This is a genomic window from Mesorhizobium sp. M1B.F.Ca.ET.045.04.1.1, from assembly GCF_003952465.1.
GTDB lineage: Bacteria > Pseudomonadota > Alphaproteobacteria > Rhizobiales > Rhizobiaceae > Mesorhizobium > Mesorhizobium shonense.
In genome coordinates this window covers 1,428,758-1,446,668 of sequence record NZ_CP034448.1, presented here as the reverse complement: position 1 = coordinate 1,446,668, position 17,911 = coordinate 1,428,758, and the positions used below count along the sequence as shown (strand labels likewise).

Sequence of the window (17,911 nt, the reverse complement as noted above, 5' to 3'; positions counted from 1 at the left end):
GCTGTCTCCTCACGCTAGGCTTTCACGGCTATTTGCACCGTCCGCAGGCTTTTTGTCGTGAACCGTGTTTGGTCGATATTCATCAGCCTCTGCAGCACGAGGGCTGCCGAGAGTGTCGGCTCAGACTCCAATCATGCCAGAATCTGAGCTCATAGCGCTCAAGCAAGCTCGGTCTCTTGGGATATTTGTCCGCCGATACGGCCTCTATGGGTGGGTCGCACCTCTCCGCCCTGCCAAGCCGTCTTCAGAAGTTGTGTGCGTCAAGTTCTGCAAAAAATGGCGTGGCATTCAGCGGTGACGTTGGCGTGTCCGCCGCGCAGCCCCGTGTTTAGCGGAGCGGCGGACATGGCGGGCCGCGTCTCAGGCGGCCAGTGCTCTCAGGCTCTCCTTCTTGTGCTCGCGCAGATGATCCATGTTGAGGTAGCGGGTCGCCTCGAGCCAGTTCTCGTGGATCTCCACCGCCAATGCCCGAACCAGCCGCAAACAGCTCTGCGGGTTGGGGAAGATGCGAACGATCAGGGTGCGCCGCTTGATCTCCTGGTTTAGCCGCTCCAGCATGTTCGTCGACTTCATGTGCTTGTGATGCGGCAGCGGCAGCCGGTAGAAGCTCAGCGTCTCCTCGATGTTGGTCTCCACCCAATCCACCAGCTTCGGGTATTTTGCCTGCCATTTGGCGATCCACTGCGCCAGGTCGCGCTTGACCTCGGCTAGGTCGCGCCGGTCATAGAACCATCTGAGCTCCATCAGGCAGTCGTCATCGACCTTGCGCGGCACATAATCGAGCGCGTTTCTGAGGAAGTGCACGTAACAGCGCTGCCAGACTGCCTCGGGCAGGACTTCGCGGATCGCTGCCCTGAGCCCCGGATGGTCGTCGGAGACGACGAACTCGACGCCGGCAAGCCCGCGCTGCTTGAGCCCTGCCACGAACGCCCGCCAGCTCGAATGGCTTTCACGGTTGGCCAGCTCGACACCGAGCACTTGGCGCCGGCCCTCCCAGTCGACGCCGATCGCCACCAAGACCGCCTGGCTGGCGATCACGCCGGCCTCGCGCGCCCGCTCATAGCGCGCGTCCAGGATGAGGTACGGGTAAGGTTCGGCAAGCCGCCGCTCATAAAATGCCTTCAGCGCCTCATCCAGCCGCGCCGTCGCCTGGCTCACCGTCGAGGCCGAGAAGGAATGGCCGCACAGCTCCTCGGTGATCGCCTTCACCTTGCGCGTCGACACGCCTTGGACGTACATCTCGACCAGCGCCGATACCAGTGCCTTCTCCGAGCGCTGATAACGCTCGAACAACTCCGTCGAGAACCGGCCGGCCCGATCTTGCGGAACCCGAAGCTCCAGCACGCCAACCCGCGTCACAAGCTTGCGTTCGTAATAGCCGGACCGGTAACCAACCCGCTCCGTTGTCCGCTCGCCTTTCTCGGCCCCGATGGCCTCCGTCATCTCGGCTTCCAAAGACTCCTGCACCACAGTCTGCAATACCTTGCGAAAGCCGTCCTCATCCGACAACAGCAACGCTTTCAACTCGCCTCTGCTCAGTCTAACTTCTCGATTGGTCATGGCACTTACCCTTCCACGGGAATCGGTGATCGCAACGTCACCAGCGTGCCATGGCCGCCTCGCCTCAGCGCAAGGCCTGTTCTCTCTCCAGAGCTTTTTGCGGAACCTTCAGGACACTATATCTTCAGATTTACGGTGAAGCGCTGCAGGTCAATGACGACCGGTTCCTGTGGCGTTGCTTGCACCCCACGACGATCGACGCGTCTTCCCAAATCTTCCTGCCGCATGGATGCCGGTGAACAGCATCAGCGGTTCCGCCTTGCACAGCTCCTTGTCGACCTTCGCCACCTCGGGATGGGCCAATACACGCTCGACCGGCGGCGCTGGCGGATAATAGCGCTTGATCACACGCGCGCCGAAATAGCCGATCGGATAGGCCTTGAACTTCTGCTTGGCCGGCTTGTCGGCGCCCGTCTGCGGCAACCGCGAACTACCGTGGGGCTGAAGGCAACGATGCAATGACGAGCGCGTCAGATGCGGGATCGTCGGCTGAAGGGCATAGAGACAATCATCGAGCGGCAAGAGCGTGTGCTTGCGAAAGGCGACGATGGCGGCTTCCTCTTCGAGCGACAGCAGCGTCGAGCGCGGCTCTCTGGGACCGGTCGGAAGGTCGGCGGTCGAGGTCCGATTGCGCCACTTCGCGACCGTCTTGGGATCGATGCCATAACGCTTGGCGAGCTTCTTCAGGCTCTCTTGACTATTTTGTATTGCTCGACGGATCGCCTCTGTCGTCGTGGCGCGGCCGTGTAGAACCTGACCCATAGTGCCTCCTTTCCATTCCGCGGAAAAGATCGCACCATTAAAGCCGGGGATCAAACACCTAGCCCGTTTAATGCAGCGATGACAAGACCACTTTCTCGCGTCCGCACCGGCACGCACTCGGTCCACCCTGTGGCGATATCGGTCAAGACCATGGTTTGCACAAGCTGCCGGACGAAGAGGTGCCGGAATGGGCAACGAAGTCGACCTCGACATATCCAGGCGGATCGTTCCAGTCGCCGAAGGTGCGCACCGGAACTGACCGACGCACCGCAGAACTCAGTCCGGCGCGACGGCGCTGCCCGCCGCGAGCTACCGCAGGCTGAAAGATGCCTTCGCCACTCGCCCGTATCATCTACACCACGGGACACGTTTCGTGCGGAACCCGACACATTGAGGCGCAAATATGCCCCGGCGCGGCGCGAAACACATGCTTTTCCCCCTTTTTCGCGCCACCTGTTCGGTGGCACGCCGATTGCTTGAGGCTTCGTGTAGGCGTGCGGTCAAGATGAGCTGTTCCCACAGAGATCCGGATCCGAACGAATGCACGTGACAGCAAGGCATACATCAAAGGAGTAGCTCATGCGGGTAGCCGTCGTGTGGAACAGTGATTTTACGGGCGTGATCAACCGGTTCGGTCAGCCTTATCCGCAGCCGCCGCAGCCTTGGCCGCATTACGGCGCGATAACCAAAAGCGTGATGGCGGCATTGCAAGAGGGCGGCCACGAAACTCTGCTGTGTGAAGGCGATAAAGAACTGCTCGCCACGCTCCAGGGCTTCATGCCACCCGATCCGCAAGCCCGCCCTTCGGGGTTAGTATTCAACTTGGCAGAGGGAATTCAAGGCGAGTACCGTTTTACCCACGTTCCTGCCATGCTTGAGATGGCCGGTGTTCCATACACCGGATCGAGTCCGCTCGGGCATGGGCTGACCGACGATAAGGTCATCAGCAAGACGCTCATGCGCAGTTGCGGCGTGCCAACGCCGAACTTTCGCGTCATGCGCAGCGGCACCGAGAGCACCGAGGGTCTTCGATTCCCAGTGGTAGTGAAGCCGCGTCACGAAGACAACAGCTTCGGTTTGCAGCTCGTACATGAGCCCGCTAAGCTGACGCAGGCAGTGGAAATGATCATCACGCAATATGCGCAGGATGCGCTCGTGGAAGAATACATAGATGGGCGAGAAATCCATGTGGCGCTGCTCGGAAACCGAGAGATAGAGGTATTGCCTTTGGCGGAGATCGACTTCGGCGAACGCGAAACACGTCTTTTGACTTGGGAAGCGAAGTATCTGGCTGCCGTGCAGCCACCGACGATTTGCCCGGCGCAAGTCGAGAGCAGCCTTGCAACTTTGCTGCAGGACATTGCGGTTGCGACCTTCCGTGCCTGCCAGTGCCGGGACTACGCCCGCGTCGACCTCCGGATCGACCGCTCCGGTCAGCCCTTTGTCTTGGAGATCAACTCGATGCCGGGGCTGAGTATGAACTCCGAATTTGTCCTAGCCGCGATTGCCGCTGGACATAGCTACTCGAGCTTGATCAATCGCATCCACGATATCACCCACGCGAGGTACTTCGAAATCGTTGGCTAGATGCCATAATGGGCCGACGCTCCTCGCATAGCGACGAAAGTGACTATTCCTCCCGGTGACGATGTAGGGCGGGTTGGTCGACCCCAGGGCCAGCAACCCATCGCCTCGCAGGAGCGTCACTTGCGGGAAGCCAAGGCGGCGGCTGAGGTCTACACGGGCGCCGGATGCTTTCCCGGCTACTCACCGGGCGCTCGATGGTCAGTGCGACCTCGAGCCCGCCGACTGAACCGGGCGATGAGCCGGGCACCGAGGCCAGTATGATTTTCCCTCGTGATCTAAACATTACTATTGAGGGGGAACTTCGGAGACGGGAATTTTCATCACTAAACCGGATTCGACTACTCACGATAATCTGCGCGGCCTTGCCGTTGTGGGAAAGAGGAACAATGGTGAAGCTCCGTCTGGAGACATTGCAGGCCATTAACGTCGATTTTTTTGACAACCTATGGGCCGAAGAGGATCTTCAAAAGTTGGTGACGCCCCGGTTCGGGGTAGTTCCTAGCTTCGAGAGTTTGCTATCGGATTTGCGCAGAATCGGCGCCAGAGACCTGGGCCAAGTTGCTCCGGACGCCCTAGCGCAAGCAACAGACACTGGCCATGACTGAATGGAGGTCAATCAAAACTATTGCGGCCGCACTCGAGGGCGGCAACCGGTCCGCGGTCGAGATCATCAGCGACTGTATTGCTGCGGCCGAACGGACCAATCCCTCGCTGCGCAGCTTCATTACGGTTGCCGCCGACCATGCACTCGCCCAGGCGGCCAAGGCCGATACACGCCGGAAGGCCGGCCGCGTTCTGGGACCGCTTGATGGAATTCCTTATGCCGCCAAGGATATGTTCGAAACGCGCGGGATCAGGACCACCGGCGGCAGCAGGGTGTTAGAGAACAATGTGCCGGAGAGGTCGGCGGCGGCCATTTGCATGCTTGAGGCAGCGGGGGCGGCCCTGATCGGCAAGACCAATCTCCACGAATTCGCATTTGGCGCGACCGGTGAGAACCGCTGGGCCGGAACAGTCGTCAACCCGCATGATGAGACAAGGCTCGCTGGTGGCTCGAGCAGCGGCTCCGCGGCAGCCGTGGCGGCGGGCATCGTGCCGTTCGCGCTTGGCACCGATACGGGCGGCTCGGTTCGTATCCCGGCCGCGCTCTGCGGCATCGCCGGGTACAAGCCGAGCTATGGCCTGATCAGTCTCGACGGCGTCATCCCCTATTGTTGGTCGCTGGACCATGCGGGCGTACTCGCGACATCTGTTGAGGACCTGGAGCTTGTCGTCAGGCAAATCGCGAAGCTCCCGTCGGCGACGCCACCCGGCGCGGCGCCGAGGGTTGCCTTGGTCAACGGCTGCGAGAACAAATGCGACGCGTCGGTGCACGACGCGTTCCTCGCCACGAAGACACACATCGGACGGCGGGGCGCCACATTCGGCACGATCGCACTCCCCGATCAGTCCGAGGCCCGTGCAGTCTCGCTGACAATCCAGCTCGCCGAAACTCTTGCGTATCACGGCCCTAATCTTGCCAGCGCCCGAGATCGATTCGGTGCCGACATGCGCGGCGGCATTGTGATGGGTCAGTTCCTGTCCGCAGAAAGCTACGTCCAGTGTAAGCGCGTGCTGTCGACCTACAGGCGATCATTTGCGCAGGCCATGCAGACGTTCGAATTCCTGTTGATGCCGACCTGTCCGATCACAGCGCCGGAGGTCGGGACCATCGACGTGGACATAGCCGGGCAGACTATTCCACTTGGCAGTGCCCTGACGATGTTCACTTCCTTCTTCAATCTGGTAGGCGCGCCGGTGATAGTGCTCCCGGTAGCCTCGCCGAGCGGCGGCCTGCCCGTGTCTGTGCAGATTATTGGTGCACCCGGCTCCGATGCGCAGCTCTTTGGGGTCGCCCTCAGGCTCGAGAGCGTATGCAGGGAGGCGAGATTCTGATCGCGTCAACCAGTGACTTCGAGCGTTCGACAAGAACACGGGACTGGTCTAGAAAACTGAGAGGACAGTTCTGGAGTGCACCCCGCGACTGAGACAAATTAATAGCAGACAATTCCTGAATTACAGGAAGAAACGGTTGGAAGAAAAGCCGAGATTTAGCGAACAAGAGGAACACTCCATGCTTTTGCGGATGGACGGGATGCAAATTCCGAGGGATGTCGCCCTCCGATTCCGAAATGATCTCGCCCCCTCGTTCCGAGATTTAACCGCCCCCTGAATCCGAAATGATGCCGCCCCCTTGGAGGCATGCGCTAAGATAGCTTCGGCATGGACTGAAATTTGCGCTTTCGAGGTGGCTCACGCCATCGATGTCGCAAGGCATGGAGATTTTGGCGCAGGGTTGCCAAGGGCGGTTGAGCAAAGATCGCTGCGATCAGCGAGGCGACGATCTGGCGGGTGGCGCGCCACAGCAGCGGGCGCCCGTCGCTCAAGGGGAGAGACACCCAACTCCTGCGAAAGGGTTTCGGTCACAAGCGCGATGAGGAAGTGGGCAAGAATCCAAGGCTTTGCGATCCTTGGCTCTTTGGCGGGAGGCGTGGCCAGTCCGATCAGGCTCTTCAGACGCTTGAAGGCGAGCTCGATGCGCCAGCGCATGCGATAGAGCTTGAGAACTGTGCCGGAGGGAAACTCGTCCTGGTCAAGCGAGATCACAAGGTGTCAATGCCGCTCGAATTTTCCCCAAAAGTGCCGAAGTAAAATTCCCCAGTTTCGCCGCTCAGGCTGTCGCGGAGGGGTGTCCATTTTTCGGTGGCCGGCCGCGCGGCCGCGATGGTGGATTTATTGTCGGCGGCGTGATGGAGGCTTTTGATCGCAAGTGTTCGGGCATGAGCTCGGCGTGCTGGCGGAGCCGATAACTCGATCCGTCGATCTGGACGACGACCGCATGGTGAAGCAGGCGATCGAGAAGTGCGGTTGTGACGACAGGGTCGCCGAAGACCTCGCCCCATTCGGCGAAACCGCGATTTGAGGGAGAATCATTGCGCCCTTCTCGTAGCGGGCGTTGACGAGTTGGAAGAACAGATTGCCGCCACCGTGGACGACGGGCAAGTAGCCGATCTCATCGACAACGAGCAGAGCAGGCCGGCAGAAGAAGCGGATGCGTTCCTGCAGGCGGCCTTCGCGTTCGGCCCTTGCCAGCGCGGCGATGAGTTCGGCGAGCGTGCAGAAATAGACGCTCTTTCCAGCCTTCACAGCCTCGACTGCAAGCGCAATGGCCAGATGGCTCTTGCCTGTGCCGGGCGGGCTGAGGAAGTGGATGACCTCGCAGCGGGCGACGAAGCCGAGTTGGGCCAGCGTGAAGATTCGATCGCGGTCGAGCGAGGGCTGGAAAGAGAAGTCGAAGCTGGCGAGCGTCTTGACCGTGGCCAGCCGGATCACATGCCTTCATCGCACCGCCGTGGACGATCGAGAGGATCAACCGGGAAGCTTCCGCGATCGGTCTCGATGCGGCCTTGCTGTGCCAGAAGATACTGGCGGATCGGCCGCATCCCGAACAAGGCTTCCGCGCCTGTCTTGGCGTCATACGGCTCGTCAAGGGCTTCGGCCGCGAGCGCGTCAACGCCGCCTGCGGCCGGGCGCTGGAGATCAACGCCAGGACTTATGGCTATTGCAGACTGTGGTGCAGGAGGCTTTCGAAGCCGAGAGGACGGAGGCGATCTGGCAGCGAAGAGGTCGGCCGGTGACGATCAGGCTGAGGCGCCTTAGCCCCTCGCCCTGGGGCGAACGCCGTGGGGTTGCGCCGGTCAGGCAACGCGGCGGTAAGCCGATCTCCTCGATGCAGGCTTTGGGAAAGCGCAGCTTCGCTGGGACAAGGCGGTTCCTAATGCGCTTGTCGGCCCGCGGGCGAGCTTACGGTCGAGCATTCGGCCGTGCCAGTCCTTGTGGTCTGATCTCATTGGCGCTGCTCTGTTCGGCCTTCGCGCCAAACAGCTGCCGTTCCGGGCTATCACTCAAAGGAGCTTACAAGTAGGGTCCCGTTACAGAACAAGGCGGCGCCTCCTCGCTTTCGTACCAAAGGCCCTCAGGTTCGCCGCCGAAGCCGGCGAGATCAAAAGGCGTTCATTCACTGACGGGTGGTGCTTAAATGTTCAGGCCGATGCCGTTGTTCAAAGTGGGCCGCAATCCTGGTCCGCTGACCCCAGGCGCTGTGCTGGGCGGATGCGCGCCGAAAGTTCTTCGTGCTTGCCGACGTCGCTACCAATGCCAAGCGCGCAAGGATGCCGCACCGATCTCGCGGATCGCGCTCGAGGCGGTCAACCAATGGACCTGCTGTTGATGTCGAGCGCGACATCAAAGGTCTTGCCGCCGACGAACGCCTGCGAGGACGCCAGCAGGAAAGCCGGCCGTTGGCAGAGACGCTTAGGGGATGCGGAGCGAGCGGGCAAGACTGTCCCGAAGCTCTCCGGTTGCTGAGCCGATCGAGTATGTGCTGAAGGGTGGGAAGGTTTATGACCTTGTTCGCCGACGGCCGGATCAGCCCGACCAACAACGCTGCCGAGCGGGCGTTGCGTCTCTTTGCTACGCGACGATCGCCGACCCATTATGGCTTTCAGCTCAGAGGAATCGAAGTTCGCGATCGCCGTTGCTCAGGACCTCCGCCCCTCCATCGGTCACCAGGATCGTCTCGCTGCAACCGATCGCGAAACGGCCCTCCTCGTCGGTCAGGAACAGCGGCATGTGCAGCGCCATGTTGGGCCGCAGCACATTCTGGCCGCCCGGCTCTAAGCTGGTGTAGCCCCGCGTCGACCAACCGAGACCGCATGAATAGCCAACGCGCTGGCGGAATGTCTGCGGACGGCCAGCCCGCTCTACGACCCCTCGTGCGGCAGCATCGACGTCTCCGGTCAATGCCCCGGGCATCGCAGCTGCGATCGCCGCCTCCAACGCTGCGTTCGAGAGTTCATACAGAGCCGTGGCCTCGGCATGTCTGCCGTAGATTGCGGAGCGCACTAGCCCGGCGGCGTAATCATGAACCCTTCCGCCGACCTCGATGTAGGCGACGTCGCCCTGTTTGAGGCGGTTGTTGCCGGACTTCGCGTGCCCTACGGCTGTGTGATTTCCGAATAAAATCCCGAACAAAGTCGCGTCTACCCCCGTGGACTCTACGGCCGCCTGGACGATAGCGGCGGCCTCGAGCTCGGACACGCCCTCCCTGAGGACGTCAACAAAGGCGGCAACGCCGGCCTCCGTCCCCTTCATCGCCTTTCGCATGACGGCGATCTCCTCTGCCGACTTGATGTCCGCCACAGTGAGAATCAGACGGGAGACGTCCACAACCTCGATGTTCGGAAGTAGCTCTTGTAGCTCCATGGCGTCGCGGGCCGTCATTCCAAAAAGGTCGAGCTCCATTCCGACGCGCCCCCGATCCAGCCCAAGCGATCGCATCACTTCAGCGCAGACCTTGCCCGCTTCGGTAAGCTGGTGATACGTGTGGATCTTGAGAGGAATGCTCTCGGCCCGGACATTCCATTCGTCGAACAAGCGGACGATATTCGTTCGCGGCACGTGTGGCGCGATGATCAGGTAATAGGGCCTCGCGTACGAGCCGGAGGCAGCATGTCCAGTCAGGTACTGGTGGTTGCGCGAGAAAGTCGATATGACTGCGTCGACTCCAAACTCCTGGAATCGGTCAAGAACAGCTTGCCAGCGACGGTTATACTCCGCCTCGCTAAAAGGAAGCCCGGGCGCCAAGCTCGACTGAGTGTTCGCCATTACCTCTCCTCCGCTCCCGTCGTTGTGCTTAGATGGTCAACTGCCGGGTGGTTTGCGTCAAACACAGTTTGTGTATTGTTAACATCTCGCAGTGAGATGGCCGTGTGAGTGAAGTCCAAGCCTATGAAATATTAGTTTCATTGGGTTAACATCTTGAACCTGCTTAAGGGCTGCCTCTCTTCGACCGCTCACAATCAATCTATTTCGTTTGTATCACAGCCGCAAAAGTGGATTAGGGCGGCGTTCTACCTTGGCCGCCGGTCTCTGCCCGGTGGGCAGACACCACTCCCGGAAAATCAATTCGGATCCTTCGGGAAAGGCTGCATGCTCTGGGGTCAATCGGTTCAGCCGGTTCGCAGGCCGCCGGCACGGCAAATCATCTTCATATCGCGTGCGTGGCCGGGGTTTTGTGCTCCGTTGTTCGTTGACAGGAGTCGAAGATAGTCTCTCAACGTTTTTTAGTAACTGCCAGATCTGGTGGCTTGCCGCTGGCCACGATGTGGCGGCACCGCCACCTCGGCGAGAAGCGAGTGTAGGCGGTATGATAATGCTAGTGCATTTCCTGCAAACTGCGAAACTACTGCAGTGGACGTATGACCGCACTGCCTCTCCGAAGTGCGGTGCGATCTTGCCCATTGGCTGGCCAACTAGATGTTTGATCCCAGATTTTGATGGTTCATCATCGTCCGAATCAAAGGATGCGCTATGGGCCAGGTTCTTCATGGGAGCGCCACGACGACAGAGGCGGTTCGTCGAGCGATACAGCATAGTCAAGAGAGCCTGAGAGCGCTGGCGAAGCGGTACGGGATCAACCAGAAGACTGTTGCCAAATGGCGGGAACGGACCTCGGTGGCCGATGGGACTGTCAGGAATTCTGTGCGCGAGGCCGGTTTCGTCATTGGCTGACGAACTTTTCGCCGAAGACGACGGCGAACTGGGTTTTGGCCTCGAACCACTCGCGCGGAGGTCGTTTCCAATCCTTGGCGCGTGGTTCAGGACCAGATATAACAGTTTCATTGCCGCGTCGTCATTGGGGAAATGGCCTCGGGTGCGGACGGCGCGGCGCAGTTTCGAGTTCAGCGCCTCGATCGCGTTCGTAACCGGTATGGTCATGACGGTGCCACCTGATCCCCGCTGAGATGAAAGGCTTTCGGCGTATGGTGCGACCATCCGGGACAGGGGCACCGGGAGCACGCCAAGTACGGGCAGGCCGATGTATTCGATGAGCTGCGAGCTCGCGTTAGTAGCTGGCCGCCCCTGCGACCTGCCCGGTTGCGCCGAGAGCGCGGATCCGTAGGTGTCGCGTCGCCCGCCGGCTCCCGACTGTTTGAGGAGGAGCCGATGAGACGCGTGATTGGGATGGACATCCACCGCACCTTTGCGGAGGTGGTGGTTTGGGAAGATGGCCAACTGCGCCATCACGGACGGGTCGACATGACCCGCTCGGGACTGGAAGGCTTCGGCCGCAGTTGCGACGAATGGATGAGGTTGTCGTCGAAGCTACGGGCAACGCCATGGCAGTGGTGCGGGTTCTGTCGCCCTATTGCCAGCGGTTTTCTGCCGGCGGTCTGGGTTCCCGATGAGCGGACGGAGCGGCTTCGCCGCTTCGTCACGCGGCGCAACCAGGTCGTGCGGCATCGCACGCGCGTGAAGAACGAGGTGCATGGATTCCTGCAGGCGCACCTCGTGCCGAAGTGCCCGCATGCCGATCTGTTCAACCGTCGGGGTCGCGCCTGGCTCGAGCGGCAGGTGCTTCCCGACGACGAGCGGGCCGCTATCGCTCGCCACATCCGCGAGATCGACCGCCTGGCCGAGGATCTGGCTGACCTCGATCGGGAGATCGCCCGGGAAGCGGTTGATGATGTGCAAGTCCGGCGTCTTCAGACGATCACCGGCGTCAATGCCATCGTCGCGAGCGGTATCATCGCCGCCGTCGGCGACATCCGGCGGTTCCGCGAACCGCAGAAGCTGGTGAGCTACTTCGGCCTCAATCCTCGTGTGCGTCAATCCGGTCTTGGCTTGGCGCAATATGGCCGGATCAGCAAACATGGGCGTTCCCATGCCCGCGCCATGCTGGTCGAGGCCGCCTGGGCGGCGGCGAAGGCGCCCGGACCGCTCAGGGCTTTCTTCCTGCGCATCCGCAACAAGCGCGGCCATCAGGTCGCAGCCGTGGCGCTCGCCCGCAAGCTCGCCGTGTTGATCTGGCATCTGCTGACAAAGGAGCAGGACTACTTCTGGGCTCGCCGGCGCTGGTGGCGGCAAAGCAGAGGCAGCTCGCTCTCAAGGCTGGCGCGCCGGGCGAGCGCGGTGTCGGTCGCCGCGGTTCGGCTTACGCCTACAACGTGAAGGAGTTGCGAAACAGCGAGAAAGCCGCGGCCGAGAATGCCGAACGTGCCTACGAGCTGATGGTTCGGCATTGGCGGTCACTAGGGCCGAAGCGGCGCACGGACGCCACAAACGAGGAACGACTATAACGGCTGCGCGGCGGCGCTCTCATCCTCTCACGCCGCTCTTTGCCACGTGGTCGTCCGTGCCAGGCGAACATAACATAAGCAAATATCCCGGTGCGACAGTCATCGCCCCGGTCCACTCCAGAAAGGCGCCGTGCTCGACGCAGTCAAGGCGTGGCCTGGAAACCTCGCAGCCGGCCATGGCGCCATCGCACCGGCCAGCCTTGACTGCGTCTCGACACGCTCGCATGGGAAATCCTGTGGGCCGGGACGAAGAAACACGCTCACCTGAGCCGAACAAATAAACGCACAGGAGTCGAGAAAGCCGAAATCACGCTTGTCGATGTCATCCGTGGTGTAGATGATCCGGCGCACGCTTTCGGGGAAGGCGAAGAACGGCACCACGTGTTGCCAGTTGCGCCGCCAGCTCTGGGTGATCGCCGGATACCGCTGGCCCCAGTAGCCGGCTTCGAATTCCTCCAGGGCCTTCATGCCGGCTTCGGCATCCTTTGCCCGGTAGATCGCGCGCAGCGCCGGCACGACCGGCTTGCGATCCTTCCACGACACGAACTCCAGCGAATGGCGGATCAGATGCACGATGCAGGTTTGGACCACGGTCTGGGGGAAGACGGCGTTGATCGCCTCGGGGAAGCCCTTCAGGCCGTCGACGACGGCGATCAAGACGTCGGCGACGCCACGGCTCTTCAGCTCGTTCATGACGCGCAGCCAGAACTTGGCGCCCTCGGTCTGCTCGATCCAAATGCCGAGGATCTCCTTCGTGCCGTCCGGCAGGATGCCGAGCGCGATGTAGACGGCCTTGTTGCGCACGAAGCCCTCGTCCCTGATCTTGACCCGGATCGCATCGAAGAAGACGAGCGGATAGATCGCATCCAGCGGGCGGTTCTGCCACTCGGCCACTTCCTCCAGGACGGCGTCGGTGACGGCCGAGATCAGTTCCGGCGACACGTCGATGCCGTAGAGCTCCTCCAGATGGCCGCGGATCTCGCGCACCGTCATGCCGCGCGCCTACATGGAGATGATCTTGTCGTCGAAATCGGGAAAGCGGCGCTGGTATTTGGCGATCAGCTTCGGATCGAAGATCCCGGCCCGGTCGCGCGGGATCGACAGCGTCATCTTCGACGTGCCCGTCAGAACCGACTTCCTCGAATGGCCGTTGCGGCGATTGGCGCTGCCGTCGGTGCGGTCGTCCTCGAGGTGCTCGTCGAGTTCAGCGTTCAGAATCCGTTCCGAAAGCGCCTCAGGTCGTCGAGCAATCCGTCCTTGGCAAACACCTCATTCGGATCGCGGCCGGCAAGCAGTTGGTCCAGAAGTTCCTTCTCGATAGCCATGTGATGATTCTCTCCTTTCCATCATCATGGCCTCGCGCACAGAATTCCTGACAGTCCCGTGGACGATGTGCCGACCGGTCCGAGAGAGCCTAGATCGACGGTGCTCTTGCCCGAGGAGGAGGCCGTCATCGTCCCCTTCCGGCGCTACACTCTGTTGCCACTCGATGACTGCCTCTACGCCTTACAAGCGACGATCCCACACGACGCGCTCGTCACTGCATCGCTGCCTGCAGCGCCACGGCATCAGCCGCCTGCGGACGTAGAAGGTGACAAGCCGGCGAAGAAGAAGTTCAAGAGCCATCCGATCGGCTACTTCCACATCGACGTCGCCGAGGTGCGCACCGAACAGGGCAAGCTGCACATGTTCGTCGCCATTGATCGCACCTCGAAGTTCCCCTTCGTGGAAACGGCCACCACCGCCATATCGAGAGACTTCCTGCTGCGCCTGATCGCGGCCGTTCCCTACAAGATCCACGCCGTCCTCACCGACAACGTCCTAAGCGCGGAACGAAATGGAGCCTGCAGTCAAGGTCTCTCTGTTCGTCAGCATGCCCTTGCTGCGTGACGTTGGTCAAGTCGTCGAACCAGGCGGCTTCCACCGGCAAGGGAAAAGGTCTCGTCCATAGCAAACACAGGGTCCGCACGAAGGCGGGTCCTCACCGTCCTCAACACGAGCTTCTGATCCAGGCGGAAGACCCGAACATTATCTACAGGGTCATCGAATCGATGCCCTCACGGCCCTAGCTGACAGAGGTTCTTCCACCTGGCACCCGCCCTTCAACGAAGGGCCGGTAGTCGGAACCACCTTTGACGACAGCGTGCACGACGCGGGCCATCTTGGCGGTAATAGCGGTCATTGCCTTGCGGCGTAGATCGGGATTGTCGCGATCCCGCGCAATGTAGCGTTCGAACTTATGACGGAAGCCATTCTCCCGCTGGCGGATGGCGACTTGTCCGGCGATCCACAGGGTGCGGCGCAGCCGAGCATTGCCGAATTTGGAAAGGCGGGTCTGGCCCCGATATTGGCCTGACTGCTGTGTCGAGAGGTTCAGCCCGCAGAACTTTGACGGCAGCTACAGTTCGGTGTGGCGGCATGCTCAGAGTTGGGCGGCGGATCGCGGCAGCGCCGAGGCCCACATTCCGCTGAGTTTTGCACCTGGCGAGGCCTACCGGTTCGACTGGAGTCACGAGATCGTCCTGCTCGACGGCGTGACAGTGACAGTGAAGGTCGCGCACATGCGGCTCTGCCACCAGCCGCATGTATTCGTGAGGGCGTATCCGTGCGAGACGCAGGAGATGGTGTTCGACGCGCATGATCCGGCGCCGGGCACGATCCTTTCCATTCCCCGGCGCTGAAGCTAGCTCACGAGCCGGTCGCCGACTGCGCCCGCTATGACAGTCTCAGGAGGACAAACAGCCGTGGAACGCACCGAGGTAATGGAACTGATGGGAGCGCTGAAGCTCTACGGAATGCGCAGCGCCTATGACGAGATCATGGGCGCGTCGCCATCAAGCGACAGCACGAGCCGCCCAGGATTGTCGGTGATCTCTTGCAGGCCGAGATATCGGAGAAGTAGGCCCGCTCCATCAAATACCAGCTCGCCGTCGCCAAGTTGCCGCTGGCCAAGGACTTCGACTTCGCCGGCACGCCGGTCAACGAACCCCGGATGCGCGATCTCGCCGGCGGCGTCTTCGTCGCCGATCATCGCAACGTCGTTCCTGGTCGGCGGAACAGGCACAGGAAAGTCGCATCTGGCGATCGCCATCGCCCGCTCACTCATCCGCAACGCCGCGCGAGGCCGCTTCTTCAACGTCGTCGACCTGTTCAACAGGCTGGAGGCCGAGACCCGCTCCGGCCGCCAGGGCCGCATTGCCGATCACCTGACCCGGCTAGACTTCGTCGTGCTCGATGAGCTCGGCTATCTGCCCTTCGCCCAGGCCGCCGGGCAGTTGCTCTTCCATCTCATCTCGAAACTCTACGAGCGCACCTCGATCCTCATCACTACCAATCTCGCCTTCGGTGAATGGCCGAGCGTCTTCGTCGACGCCAAGATGACCAGCGCGTTGCTCGATCGCCTCACTCACCATTGCGAGATCGTCGAAACCGGAAATGAGTCCTGGCGCTTCAAGAGCCGCTCTCAAACTGAAGCCGAAAGCCAATCAGCCGCGCCCGATCAGGCTGTGCAACCCCAACCAGCTCCGCCTGATCGGGCGCTCACCGCAGCTCGCTGCGCGCCTCGGTGGATAGGTGCCCAACATCGAGATCAATAATCAGCTCGAATGCCTGCCCAAGGTAGCGCATCTCTACCTGGCGCATGCACCTGGCCTTCCCGGAAACACCCAGAAGGCGCTCCGCCTCACGCTGGAGCTGAACGTAAGCCTGTTCAGCTGCCGTATCGTCGAGCTCGTCCAGTCGTGCGACGAAGGCTGATGCGACAGCTACTGACTTTTCGGCCAGAAGCAGACCCACGGCACTGAAAACGCCCGCTGCTGCAGGAACATATATGCGGCCGATCTCCAAGCTTCGCGCGATGGACGCCCCATGCACGCCGCCATTGCCTCCACAGGTTGTCCTCGGTTAGAGCCAGGCGACTGATACGTGTTTTGGACTTTAGGCTGCCATGTGGACGATGCCAATTGTATCTGTGTAGCCAGACAGGCAGTTCGGCGGCACGGTGATCGGATGTCGGATGCGATGGCATAAGCCCATTCGCGCAATGCTGTCTGGATGAAGCGCTCGGCCTTGCCATTGGTCTTGGGCGTATAGGGTCTTGTCCTGACGTGCTTGAGGCCGAGATCGCGGCAGGCCTTGGCGAAGGCCTTTGATTTGTAGCAGGAGCCGTAGCACCTACGGAATGAAGGAGCCGCGGCGACCGAGAGAGCGGTGCGCGCAGCTCGCTGCAGGCGCGCACCGCTGTCGAGGCGGCCATGGCCAGTCAAAGTTTCTCTAGAATGTGGAATGTTCACAGCCCATTCCGGAGAGACCGACCATGACCACTTCAGATTCTACACCCGCCGCCGCGGTGCTGGTAGCGATCGACATTGCCAAGGTGCGCAATGAAGTTCTGATCGAAGCACCGGGCCACAAGCGCCGGCGTCGCCTTTTGGTCCTCAACACCCGGTGTTGAGCACGACCATATGATCGAAGTGCTGCAGGCGTACGGCCGCCCTGTGGTCTGCGCCTTTGAAGCGACCGGGAACTATCACCGGCCGATAGCATGGCGCCTGGCTGAAGCGGGTTTCGAGGTGCGGCTGGTGGCGTCGCTGGCGCTGGCCCGAACACGAGAAGCGTTGCACAACAGCTGGGACAAGAACGATCCAAAGGATGCCCAGGTGATGCTGCACATGCTCAGGATCCAGGCGACGCAGGTCTACCATGATCCGCCGCGCGCCGGCATCACGACGTGCAGGAACTGTCGAAGACCCATGAAGCGATCGCCAAGGGCCAAGACCGAGATCCAGCACCGTATCCTGACGCACTACCTGCCACTGTATTTTCCCGAGATCGATCGATTCCGGGGGAACAGCCGCAGCGATTGGTTCTTCGCCTTCCTTCATGCCTTTCCGACGCCAGCAAGCATCACGGACAAAGGAGGAGTTTGTGACAGCAGCGTGGGATGTCGTCGGCCGCAAGGTCAGCAAGACACAGATTCTAATGGATATTTACGAGACGGCGCGCTCATCGATCGGACTGCCGCTGCCGCTTGATGTCCCTGCCATTCGCATGTTCCGGATGGTCATTGACGAAGCACGCAGCCTGATCCGGCAGCGCAATGAGATCGAAGCGCAGGCCGACGAGCTGTTGCGGCACAGCCAGGATTATCAGCTCCTGCGACAAATCCCGGGCATTGGACCGATCAACGCATTGACCATCATTGCCGAAGCCGGCGATCTTCGCCGTTTCACCCATCATCGCCAGTTTCTAAAGTTCTGCGGGCTGAACCTCTCGACACAGCAGTCAGGCCAATATCGGGGCCAGACCCGCCTTTCCAAATTCGGCAATGCTCGGCTGCGCCGCACCCTGTGGATCGCCGGACAAGTCGCCATCCGCCAGCGGGAGAATGGCTTCCGTCATAAGTTCGAACGCTACATTGCGCGGGATCGCGACAATCCCGATCTACGCCGCAAGGCAATGACCGCTATTACCGCCAAGATGGCCCGCGTCGTGCACGCTGTCGTCAAAGGTGGTTCCGACTACCGGCCCTTCGTTGAAGGGCGGGTGCCAGGTGGAAGAACCTCTGTCAGCTAGGGCCGTGAGGGCATCGATTCGATGACCCTGTAGATAATGTTCGGGTCTTCCGCCTGGATCAGAAGCTCGTGTTGAGGACGGTGAGGGCCCGCCTTCGTGCGGACCCTGTGTTTGCTATGGACGAGACCTTTTCCCTTGCCGGTGGAAGCCGCCTGGTTCGACGACTTGACCAACGTCACGCAGCAAGGGCATGCTGACGAACAGAGAGACCTTGACTGCAGGCTCCATTTCGTTCCGCGCTTAGGACG

The 17,911-nt window shown here is 61.0% G+C and carries 7 protein-coding genes and 15 pseudogenes; 11 read left to right on the top strand and 11 right to left on the bottom strand.

The features are described from left to right. Positions 1 to 360: 360 nt before the first annotated feature. The 3 genes and pseudogenes from EJ071_RS07095 to EJ071_RS39250 form a co-directional block, all read right to left on the bottom strand. Entirely contained in the window at positions 361 to 1,560 is a 1,200-nt protein-coding gene (locus tag EJ071_RS07095) for an IS256 family transposase (protein WP_126097348.1), read from the bottom strand. A gap of 357 nt (positions 1,561 to 1,917) precedes the next feature. Continuing rightward, positions 1,918 to 2,322: pseudogene (locus EJ071_RS07090) on the bottom strand (IS481 family transposase); the annotation flags it as partial. 80 nt (positions 2,323 to 2,402) lie between these two features. Beyond that, positions 2,403 to 2,629, bottom strand: a pseudogene (locus tag EJ071_RS39250) (transposase); the annotation flags it as partial. Between the two features lie 272 nt (positions 2,630 to 2,901). On the opposite strand from EJ071_RS39250, the gene EJ071_RS07080 reads away from it, so the two are divergent. Further along, positions 2,902 to 3,909, top strand: a complete 1,008-nt coding sequence (locus EJ071_RS07080) for an ATP-grasp domain-containing protein (protein ID WP_126097347.1) — start codon at positions 2,902 to 2,904, stop codon at positions 3,907 to 3,909. Between the two features lie 597 nt (positions 3,910 to 4,506). Beyond that, a complete protein-coding gene (locus EJ071_RS07075) occupies positions 4,507 to 5,844 on the top strand; it encodes an amidase (RefSeq protein WP_126097346.1) in 1,338 nt (445 codons plus the stop codon). A 357-nt stretch (positions 5,845 to 6,201) separates the two neighbouring features. Here EJ071_RS07075 and EJ071_RS07070 read toward each other — a convergent pair whose 3' ends face one another. The 3 genes and pseudogenes from EJ071_RS07070 to EJ071_RS39995 form a co-directional block, all read right to left on the bottom strand. After that, positions 6,202 to 6,555 (bottom strand): transposase, encoded by a 354-nt coding sequence (locus EJ071_RS07070; protein ID WP_126097345.1) that lies wholly within the window; start codon positions 6,553 to 6,555, stop codon positions 6,202 to 6,204. A gap of 64 nt (positions 6,556 to 6,619) precedes the next feature. After that, positions 6,620 to 6,811: pseudogene (locus EJ071_RS40000) on the bottom strand (ATP-binding protein); the annotation flags it as partial. 122 nt (positions 6,812 to 6,933) lie between these two features. Beyond that, positions 6,934 to 7,281 (bottom strand): annotated as a pseudogene (locus tag EJ071_RS39995) (ATP-binding protein); the annotation flags it as partial. On the opposite strand from EJ071_RS39995, the pseudogene EJ071_RS07060 reads away from it, so the two are divergent. Next, a pseudogene (locus EJ071_RS07060) lies at positions 7,273 to 7,508 on the top strand (IS21 family transposase); the annotation flags it as partial. The pseudogenes EJ071_RS39995 and EJ071_RS07060 sit on opposite strands and share 9 nt — an antisense overlap. 494 nt (positions 7,509 to 8,002) lie before the next feature. After that, a pseudogene (locus EJ071_RS39240) lies at positions 8,003 to 8,423 on the top strand (transposase); the annotation flags it as partial. Positions 8,424 to 8,457: 34 nt separating this feature from the next. Here EJ071_RS39240 and EJ071_RS07055 read toward each other — a convergent pair. Then, positions 8,458 to 9,615, bottom strand: a complete 1,158-nt coding sequence (locus tag EJ071_RS07055; protein WP_126097344.1) for a Xaa-Pro peptidase family protein — start codon at positions 9,613 to 9,615, stop codon at positions 8,458 to 8,460. Between the two features lie 705 nt (positions 9,616 to 10,320). Here EJ071_RS07055 and EJ071_RS07050 point away from each other — a divergent pair. Then, a pseudogene (locus tag EJ071_RS07050) lies at positions 10,321 to 10,473 on the top strand (IS481 family transposase); the annotation flags it as partial. Positions 10,474 to 10,510: 37 nt separating this feature from the next. Here the strand turns inward: EJ071_RS07050 and EJ071_RS07045 are convergent. Next, positions 10,511 to 10,713: pseudogene (locus EJ071_RS07045) on the bottom strand (transposase); the annotation flags it as partial. A gap of 243 nt (positions 10,714 to 10,956) precedes the next feature. Here EJ071_RS07045 and EJ071_RS07040 point away from each other — a divergent pair. After that, positions 10,957 to 11,961: an IS110 family transposase gene (locus tag EJ071_RS07040; protein ID WP_348628135.1), complete on the top strand. Its 1,005-nt coding sequence runs from the start codon at positions 10,957 to 10,959 to the stop codon at positions 11,959 to 11,961. 443 nt (positions 11,962 to 12,404) lie between these two features. Here EJ071_RS07040 and EJ071_RS07035 read toward each other — a convergent pair. Continuing rightward, a pseudogene (locus EJ071_RS07035) lies at positions 12,405 to 13,414 on the bottom strand (IS256 family transposase); the annotation flags it as partial. Positions 13,415 to 13,490: 76 nt separating this feature from the next. On the opposite strand from EJ071_RS07035, the pseudogene EJ071_RS07030 reads away from it, so the two are divergent. Continuing rightward, positions 13,491 to 13,907, top strand: a pseudogene (locus EJ071_RS07030) (IS481 family transposase); the annotation flags it as partial. A gap of 247 nt (positions 13,908 to 14,154) precedes the next feature. Here EJ071_RS07030 and EJ071_RS07025 read toward each other — a convergent pair. Then, a pseudogene (locus tag EJ071_RS07025) lies at positions 14,155 to 14,478 on the bottom strand (transposase); the annotation flags it as partial. Between EJ071_RS07025 and EJ071_RS07020 the strand changes: the two are divergent. From EJ071_RS07020 to EJ071_RS39235, 3 genes and pseudogenes are all read left to right on the top strand, one after another. Further along, positions 14,477 to 14,737, top strand: a pseudogene (locus EJ071_RS07020) (IS21 family transposase); the annotation flags it as partial. The pseudogenes EJ071_RS07025 and EJ071_RS07020 sit on opposite strands and share 2 nt — an antisense overlap. Positions 14,738 to 14,833: 96 nt before the next feature. Further along, positions 14,834 to 15,685, top strand: a pseudogene (gene istB, locus EJ071_RS07015) (IS21-like element helper ATPase IstB). Continuing rightward, positions 15,663 to 15,845 (top strand): hypothetical protein, encoded by a 183-nt coding sequence (locus EJ071_RS39235; protein ID WP_245460402.1) that lies wholly within the window; start codon positions 15,663 to 15,665, stop codon positions 15,843 to 15,845. Before istB ends, EJ071_RS39235 begins: the two are co-directional and overlap by 23 nt. 133 nt (positions 15,846 to 15,978) lie before the next feature. Here the strand turns inward: EJ071_RS39235 and EJ071_RS07005 are convergent. Continuing rightward, positions 15,979 to 16,255, bottom strand: a pseudogene (locus EJ071_RS07005) (integrase core domain-containing protein); the annotation flags it as partial. A gap of 149 nt (positions 16,256 to 16,404) precedes the next feature. Between EJ071_RS07005 and EJ071_RS07000 the strand changes: the two are divergent. Beyond that, positions 16,405 to 17,663: pseudogene (locus EJ071_RS07000) on the top strand (IS110 family transposase). Positions 17,664 to 17,911: the final 248 nt, after the last annotated feature.